This is a genomic window from uncultured Thiodictyon sp., assembly GCF_903828115.1.
Lineage (GTDB): Bacteria > Pseudomonadota > Gammaproteobacteria > Chromatiales > Chromatiaceae > Thiodictyon.
Map to the genome: position 1 here is coordinate 1 of NZ_CAIKKU010000285.1, position 5,891 is coordinate 5,891.

Annotated in this window: 8 protein-coding genes; 4 read left to right on the forward strand and 4 right to left on the reverse strand. The window is 69.5% G+C overall.

Annotated elements, in window-relative coordinates:
* Window positions 1-291: 291 nt before the first annotated feature.
* Together QZY48_RS10575 and QZY48_RS10580 are read right to left on the reverse strand one after the other, a co-directional pair.
* Window positions 292-630, reverse strand: a complete 339-nt coding sequence (locus QZY48_RS10575; protein ID WP_295430810.1) for a hypothetical protein — start codon at window positions 628-630, stop codon at window positions 292-294.
* Window positions 573-1,244: a hypothetical protein gene (locus QZY48_RS10580; RefSeq protein ID WP_295430812.1), complete on the reverse strand. Its 672-nt coding sequence runs from the start codon at window positions 1,242-1,244 to the stop codon at window positions 573-575. The genes QZY48_RS10575 and QZY48_RS10580 overlap by 58 nt, the downstream gene beginning before the upstream one ends.
* Window positions 1,245-1,336: 92 nt before the next feature.
* On the opposite strand from QZY48_RS10580, the gene QZY48_RS10585 reads away from it, so the two are divergent.
* The 4 genes from QZY48_RS10585 to QZY48_RS10600 all read left to right on the forward strand — a co-directional run bounded on the left by QZY48_RS10585 (window position 1,337) and on the right by QZY48_RS10600 (window position 3,374).
* Window positions 1,337-1,870, forward strand: coding sequence for a hypothetical protein (locus QZY48_RS10585; protein WP_295430814.1), 534 nt, complete (start codon window positions 1,337-1,339; stop codon window positions 1,868-1,870).
* The gene (locus QZY48_RS10590) at window positions 1,836-2,372 is read left to right on the forward strand and encodes a hypothetical protein (RefSeq protein ID WP_295430816.1); all 537 of its coding nucleotides are present in this window, start codon (window positions 1,836-1,838) and stop codon (window positions 2,370-2,372) included. Before QZY48_RS10585 ends, QZY48_RS10590 begins: the two co-directional genes overlap by 35 nt.
* A gap of 364 nt (window positions 2,373-2,736) precedes the next feature.
* Window positions 2,737-2,973 (forward strand): DUF2281 domain-containing protein, encoded by a 237-nt coding sequence (locus QZY48_RS10595; RefSeq protein ID WP_295430817.1) that lies wholly within the window; start codon window positions 2,737-2,739, stop codon window positions 2,971-2,973.
* Window positions 2,970-3,374 carry a PIN domain-containing protein gene (locus tag QZY48_RS10600; RefSeq protein ID WP_295430819.1) on the forward strand — a complete coding sequence of 135 codons (405 nt, stop codon included), beginning with the start codon at window positions 2,970-2,972 and terminating at the stop codon, window positions 3,372-3,374. Before QZY48_RS10595 ends, QZY48_RS10600 begins: the two co-directional genes overlap by 4 nt.
* Before the next feature lie 116 nt (window positions 3,375-3,490).
* On the opposite strand, the gene QZY48_RS10605 is transcribed toward QZY48_RS10600, so the two are convergent.
* Together QZY48_RS10605 and QZY48_RS10610 are read right to left on the reverse strand one after the other, a co-directional pair.
* On the reverse strand, window positions 3,491-4,657 hold the full coding sequence (locus tag QZY48_RS10605) for a lytic murein transglycosylase (protein WP_295430821.1): 1,167 nt from the start codon (window positions 4,655-4,657) through the stop codon (window positions 3,491-3,493).
* 292 nt (window positions 4,658-4,949) lie between these two features.
* Window positions 4,950-5,690: a metal-dependent hydrolase gene (locus QZY48_RS10610; protein WP_295430823.1), complete on the reverse strand. Its 741-nt coding sequence runs from the start codon at window positions 5,688-5,690 to the stop codon at window positions 4,950-4,952.
* Window positions 5,691-5,891 lie beyond the last annotated feature (201 nt).

Consider the following 5,891-nt stretch of genomic DNA (forward strand, 5'->3'; position numbering starts at 1 on the left):
CCCATTTCAGCTTATCTTGCGGTTGATCTTAAGCCCCGAAGGGGCGAGACATACCAGCCCAGGGCAACGCCCTGGGGTGGCCGTTCGATAGAATCGAGCCCTGAAAGGGCGTGACATAAGGAGCCGCGCCCCTATGTCACGCCCTTTCAGGGCTAATCCTCTGTATTCGCTCGACCCAGGGCGTTGCCCTGGGCTGGTATGCGGGACCCCGTTGGGGTCCAAGAGTAAGGTGGAACGGGGAATTCCAGGGACAGTTTACTCAATCGAGACTGGCATCAAGTTGTATCAAACCTACTGTCCCCGGAACCCGGAACTGCGGGACCCGGTGGGAGCGGCTTTAGCCGCGACGCGACTTCGCAAGGCGCAGTGGGCCTCGTCGAGTGCGGCACGGGCCGCGTCCGGGTCGCCGCGCAGGGCCTGGGACCAGGCGGCGGTGAGCAGGCCCCGCGGCAGGTAGTCGATCTGGCCCGCTCGGCGCAGTCCGGCGACGGCGCCGAGCGCCTCGGGGTCGGGGCCGGGCGGGGGCAGGTGGCCGGTCAGCAGTGCGCGCAGCAGGCGGACGCGGGCCAGGGTCAGGTGGTCGAGGGCGATGTCGAGGAGCGGGTCGGTCGGGACTCGCCACTCGAACATCTTGGCCGCCCGCCGCTCCACATCAATGCAGGCTGCGAGCGGGTCGGTCGGGGCCAGTCCGTCCGGGTCGACGGCGGTGCCGGGTGCCGGCCGGAGGCCGGCGCTCCATAGGACCCGCCAAGCGGGGCGCGCAGCGCCGCGAGCAGGTCCGCACCCGCCGGGCGGTCGAAGAGACCGGTCAGACGCAGCAGGGCCAGTTCCCGGGGGTCGTCGGCGCCCTGGGCGCGGGCGAGCCAGGTCTCGTAGGTCTCCAGCACCCGCCAGGCGGTACGTTGGCGCAGGTCGCGGGTCTCGGTGTCGGCCTCGTGCAGGTCGCGGATGCAGTCGACACGGCGGATATCGTTGCGATGGAAGCGCACCAGAAAGCGCCCGACCAGGTCGAGGCTCAGGTCATGACAACCGAAGCGCTCGCAGACCGCGGCCAGTTCGGCATCGGTGCCGGTGATCTGGAGTTGGCGCAGCAGGGCCACCGCGGTGTCGCGGGCCAGGTCTTCGAGGTCCCGCCGGGCCTCGCCGACCAAGCTTGGCAGGTGCTCGCGGCTGGTGATGACGAGGAGCCCCGGGTTGCGCTGGGCCAGGGCGTGGATGAAGGTCGCGAGGTCCGGGTCCAGCAAGTGGCCGTCCTGGGGGCTGCCGGGCGGGTGTTGCAGCGGCTCCAGGCCATCGAGTACGAACAGCGTGCGCTGGGCCTGGACCAGCCGGGGCGGTGGGGCTGCGGGTCGCCGAAGAAGGTGAGCGCCTGCTCAAAGAAGGCGCCGAGGTTGCCGACGCGGGCGGCGGGCTGGTCGCCGTCGCCCATGCCCACGCCGGCTGTGCCGGTGCCCTGGTCGTAGAAGCTCCAGTCGAAATAGGCATCCATCAGCGGCGCGCCGTCCGGGTCCCGCCAGTCGCGGTCGATGAAGCGGGTCTGCAACCACTGGATCAGCAGCGCCGTCTTGCCGACCCCGCCCCAGGCGACGATGACCAGCGCCTTGGTGCCGTCGGCCCAGGTCTGGTCCAGCCAGGCCAGATCCGCGTCGCGACCCAGGAAGTGCTCGGCCTGGTGGCGGAAGACGATGCGGGAGGTGGCGAGGCGGGGGGCGGGGGCGAGGGTCGGGATGATGGTGCGCAGGTCGCCCAGGAGTTGGCCGTAGAGGTCGCGCTCGGTCGCGAACGGTCGCGAACGGCTCGCCGGGGTAGCGGCGGGCGAGTCGCAGGCGGCTCAGGTGCTCGCGCTGGGCGGCGGCACCGGCGGGTGTGACGTACAGGAACAGCCCCACGCCGTAGTGCAGCGCCTGGAAGGCCTCCCACTGCGTATAGGTCAGGTCGCTGAAATCGCCGAGTGCGGCGCGCAGCTCCGGGTACTTGCCGAGAAACGCGGGCTCGGCTTGCAGAAAATCCGCCACCGCCTTGGGGTTTGCCCGGTCGCCGGGTTCGGCGCCGATCAGATGGATCACCGCCGCACAGTCGCGCACATAGTCACCGACCTTGCGCACGGTGTCGGTGTCGTCGCCGGGCTGGCGAAAGACCTCCTGCCACTTGACCTCGCAGTCGGCGCGGACCAGTTGCCGGGCCAGGTGCTCGCGAAGCCCCGCAAAGGGCGCGCCGGGGTGTTGGAATTCGCGCGAGGCGCAGGAGATGAAGATGCGGTTGTTGTCCGACATGCCGTGATGCCTCGCGTGATCCGCTGCCGCGTGCGCGGCGATTGCCTCTTGGCGGTTGAGTGTAAGGCTTTTGTCGACTCGCCGCCTACAAGCCCGTAAGGCGCAACGCGCAGCGGTTCCGCCGCCTTCGGTGCCGCCATGATCAAAGTCGGCGCCAGTGAAGATCCTGCCATTGCTCATCCTGCTATCGACCCTGAGCTTTACGGCTCAGGCGCTGGAGTGCGAGCATGACGGGCTGGCTGGCGGTCAGGCGATGCGGATAGACTGGCGCCAGCCTGCCCATCGGCGGCTGCGGCACGCGAAACCCGGCCCTTCAACTCGGTGCGTGACATGGCGAAGACCGCGCAATGGAGCGGTCGCTGTTGCGCACTGACCTTTGGACCTGGGGTCGCTCGGCGCCTCGCCGCGCTCGCGTGTACCGCCGACCGCACCCCTGCGCACCAAGACAAGTCGGAGCCAACCCATGAATCTGGCGGAAACCATTTACACCCATGTCAGCGCCCTGCCGCCCGACCTGCAACGGGAGACCTTCGATTTCATCGGTTTTCTGGAGGCGCGTTACGGTCTGGCAGCGGCCGCTCCGCGTTTGACCACCCAGGGCTTCATCGAGCGGTTTGCCGGCAGCCTGGGCGCCGATTTCCCCGACGATGTCGATGCGGCCGACCTGGGCCGGGATGTCCCCCGTGAGTCGCTGGAGTGAGCCGCTACCTACTGGATACCAACGCCTGGATCGCCTTCATGAAAGGGCATCCAAGCGTGGTCGGCGGGGTGCATCGGGTCGGCTGGGAGGCGCTTTATCTGTGCGCCCCAGTATGGTCGGAGCTCTGGTTTGGCGCGTGCAAGAGTCAGCGCGTGGCAGAGAACCAAGCACGCCTTCGCGATCTTGCCGAGCAGGTGACGAGCCTGCCCTTCGACGGGCGCGCCGCGGAACACTGTGGCGACATCCGTGCCGTCCTGGCCCGCCAGGGACAGCCGATCGGCCCTTACGACGCGCAGATCGCCGCCATCGCCCGCGCCGCCGGACTCTGTGCGGTCACCCGTAACGTCTCTGAATTCGGCCGGGTGCCCGCGTTGCGCGTCGAGAACTGGCAGTCCTCATAAGCGCGGAGACCTGGATTGCGCTGCGCCCCATCCCGGCGACGACTGGGCGATCACGCCCAAACCGGAGCTCGAGGCTTCAGCCGGATGGGGGCGCCGAAGGTGCTCGGGGAATTCCATCAAGGCCCCACGGCGCGCCCGGCGCGCTCCTGGTCCGCCTGGCCGGCCTCCTGCTCGATCCGGGCGATCAACTCGGCCGTCGGGTAGGCGTCGGCGGGCAGACCGCGGGCCTGCTGGTAGTCCTGGAGTGCGTCCCGGGTCCTGACGCCGATCATCCCGTCCGGTTCGCCAAGCTCGAATCCCAGGGCCTTGAGCCCCTGCTGCATGACAATGACACGGGCGCGCGGCAGGGCCTGGTCCCCCGGCGGCGGCCGACCGATCAGGGGACCGGCGCCGCGCAGCCGGTCGGACAGGTAGCCGACGGTGAGTGCGTAATACAGCGAACGATTCCAGGCGTAGATGACCTGGAAGTTCGGCAGCACCAGGAAGGCCGACCCCTGAGCGCCGGCGGGCAGCACGATCGAACCTAAGGTTTCGCCGCCGGCCAGCGGCTCCCCGGCGGCACCCAGGACGCCCAGTTGGTCCCACTCATCAATGGCCTTGGTGAGACCCAGGCGCGCCTGGGCGAGCGGGAAATCCGGCGGCAGCAGGACCTCGCTGCCCCAGCCTTGTTCCGGGTTCCAACCGGCGGCGCTCAGATACCGGGCCGCGGATTCCAGGGCATCGGCGACGCTGTGCCAGATGTCTGCGCGGCCGTCCCCGTCGCCGTCGCGGGCATAGCGGCGATAGGTGGATGGCATGAACTGGGGCTGTCCCATGGCCCCGGCCCAGGAGCCGGTCAGGTCGGCGGGCGCGGCCTGGCCGCTGTCGACGATGCGCAGGGCCTCGATCAGTTCGGCGGTGAAGAAGTCGCGCCGCCGCCCGTCCCAGGCCAGGGTGGCGAGTGCGGCGATGACGGGGAAGCCGCCGGTTTGGGTGCCATAGTCGGTCTCCATCGCCCAGAGTGCCACCAGCAATTCGGCCGGGACGCCGTGACGGCACCCGACGTCGGCGAGCAACCGGGCGTGCCGCTGGAGCAATTCCCGGCCGCGGGTGATGCGCGCCGGTGAGACCCCGGCAGTCAAATAGTCGAAGAAGGTGCGGGTGTATTCGGCCTGACGCCGGTCGAGGGCCAGGACCCGGGGCAGCGGACTGACCCCCTCAAAGGCCGCGTCCAGGGTGGACGGCGCTAGGCCGAGCGCGAGGGCCTGGGCGCTGAATGCCTCGCGCCAGGTTTCGAACGACACCGCCGGGGTCGGTAACCCCGGGGACGCCGTCGGCGCCTGGGCTCCGGATTTGCCCGGGTCCAGCGGCGCCGCCAAGGCTGACGCGCACACGGCGGCCAGCAATAGCGCCGGGGCCCGGGCGCACGGCGACGAACGACGGCCCGCGGCGGGACGCAATGGGATCGACAGCGAAAAATCTCCTTGCAGCAGTAACAATCTGACCGGTATGGTTATCATCAAGGCCAGGTTCGCGGCGCACAGCGCCTGACACATGCGTGACACCGTAAAGCGGTGTCACGAGGGGTCCATCCGTTCAGTGGAGCCAAGTCCGCACCGTCGCCACCCCGAGGTCGGACCAGGCGCCCAGTTGGGCCAAGCCTTGATGCATCCAGACCGCCCACTCGGCCCGGGTCGGCAGTTGGATGAAGTCCAGCGGCGGGGCCAACCAGGCCAGGACGCCCACCGCCGCGGCCATCGCCAGGCTGCTCGCCGGGTCGGTCAGGCTGAAGGGCTTGAGCGCGGTGCCGAAGGAGCGCTTCACCCGGGCGTTGAAGAGGTCCACGCTGTAGATCTCGTCCAGGCACAGGTGGGTGAGATAACCCAGGCCCACCATCAGGCCGGCGACCCAGGCGGCGCGCGGGGCCTGCTCCAGGAACCGGTGGCTGATCGTCACCGTCGCCAGGGTGGCGAAGGCGACGGCCAGCCAGGAGTGCCAGATGCCGCGATGGACGGTGAAGCGGGCAAAGGTCTCGAACAACAGGAAGCGCACGCCGAGAAAGAGCCCGAACCAGACGACCGCCAGTTCCAAAGGGCGATAATCCCCCACCAGGGGCAGGGTCCAGCCAAAGGCCAGGGCCGCCCCCAGGACGCCGAAGAAGGTCCGCCCGGGGGCGGAAATGTCCGCGTCGATATCCGGCAGCACGGCGCCCGTCACCCCCAGGCCCAGGAGCACCAGGGCCTGACCCGGCGGCACCAGATCGAACCCCTTGAGGGCCAGGACGGCGCCGCCGCTGACGAAGATGCCGACGTTGAGATGGGTCTGGAAATTGGCCATGGGTTCGGGGTTCGGGGTTCGGGGTTCGGGGTTCGGAGTTCGGAGTTCGGAGTTGGGGGTCTGAGGGGCAGGCGCACGCCGGTGGGCGAGCGGGGGAGTTGTCCGCGGCGCACCGGTTTCGCGCTAAGCTAAAGTTACCCGTCGTGGGGGGGGGGGGGGGGGGGGGGGGGGGGGGGGGGGGGGGGGGGGGGGGGGGGGGGG